Source organism: Seonamhaeicola marinus, assembly GCF_008085455.1.
The window spans coordinates 1-245 of sequence record NZ_VSDQ01000341.1; the positions used below are offsets into that span (position 1 = coordinate 1).

The 245-nt window shown below is 31.0% G+C and carries 1 pseudogene; it reads right to left on the minus strand.

Features of this window, described 5'->3' with window-relative positions:
- Positions 1-245, minus strand: a pseudogene (locus tag FUA24_RS04810) (S41 family peptidase); the annotation flags it as partial.

Here is a 245-nt window from a genome sequence, read left to right on the forward strand (position 1 = left end):
AAAATAAAGTTATCAAAAAACTGATATTGTTCTATATACTGCAATGTTTCATTATGTAGCGTATTATCTATTGGTACAAAAACATCAGGAATTATACCGCCACCGCCATATACTATTTTACCTTTTGGGGTTTTAAACTTTAAAGAATCGGCTACTTCAATTTTAGTAGGGTCTAAGAGTTCGCCACTATCTAATCTTTCAGAATATTCATCATAATAATCTTTGTGCCCTATGGTTTTATAAGG